Raw genomic sequence first — 1,158 nt, forward strand, 5'->3', positions numbered from 1 at the left:
CGATCGACGATTCGACGGTGGTGCTGATCATCGAGCACGCCGACGGCTCGGACCAACTCAAAACAGAGACCTTCCGGGCGCGACTCGCCAACTACGAAGCGCAACTCCAGAGGCAGCAACCGAACATGCCGCTTGAGGGGGCGCTTCTCGAAAGGGCGCAGCGGTCTATCGCCAACGCCTTCATCGAGCGAAAACTGCTCATGGGCGAGGCCACACGCCTCAACCTCACCGCCAACCCCACCGAGATCGAAAACCAGATCGACCAGATCGTGGCGCAGAATCGGATGTCGAGCCGGGAAGAGCTAGAACAGGCGATGGCCATCGACGGCATCACGATGGATTCGCTTCGCACCTTCCTGGCCGAGGAATTGATTTTGCAGCAGATGGGCCAGCAGATCGTCGGAGCCGCCACCGTCCCGACTCTCGAAGAGATCGAAGCTTTCAGCAAGGACCAGGGCGAAGAGGTCTGGGCGCAACACATCCTGTTTCAGGGAGACGGTGAAGAGGTCCTCCAAAAAGCCAACGCCGTGCTCGACAGCGCCAGGGCCGGCGCCGACTTTTTCGCGCTGGCCCGCCGTCATAGCGAAGGGCCTTCGGCGCCCAACGGCGGCGACCTCGGCTTTTTCAAAAAGCCCGACATGGTGCCGGCGTTCTCCGAGGCCGCCTTCGCCCTGGCCGACTCCGGCGACGTCGCCCCCGATCTGGTCAAGTCGCCTTTCGGCTACCACATCATCCGCCTGCTCGGTCGCCGGGACGCCGCGCCGATAGACACCTCGCGCGCCCGCCTCATGCTGACCCAGACGCGCCAGCGCGACGCCTACGAAGCCAAATACCGCCAACTGCGCGAAGCCGTCACCATCCGCGTCAATCCCCAGATCATCGCGGCGGATCTCAATGAAGGGCTCGGCCAGTAGAGAAGTGTTGGACAAGGTTTAACGGCGTCTGGTTTCAGTCCGGCTCGTCCAGCGTTGTGTAGCCGTTTCCGTTTTGTGTGGGAGTATGGGAGGGGAAAAGCGCGTTGCCAAGCCCCTCCCATACTCCCATACCCCCACACACCATACAATACAATAATCACGTCCGAAAACGCCGCTCTGTTAGAAATCCCCGGCTCTCCGACTCCTCGACGCTCCGACTCAAAAAACTAAGGCAGCAGCCGCG

The 1,158-nt window shown here is 61.6% G+C and carries 1 protein-coding gene; it reads left to right on the top strand.

What is annotated here, in order from left to right; genetic code table 11:
• Nucleotides 1–914: peptidylprolyl isomerase (locus MJD61_07130; protein MCG8555048.1), on the top strand; the 914-nt coding region annotated here is incomplete at its 5' end.
• Nucleotides 915–1,158: the final 244 nt, after the last annotated feature.

The organism is Pseudomonadota bacterium, from assembly GCA_022361155.1.
GTDB lineage: Bacteria > Myxococcota_A > Polyangia > Polyangiales > JAKSBK01 > JAKSBK01.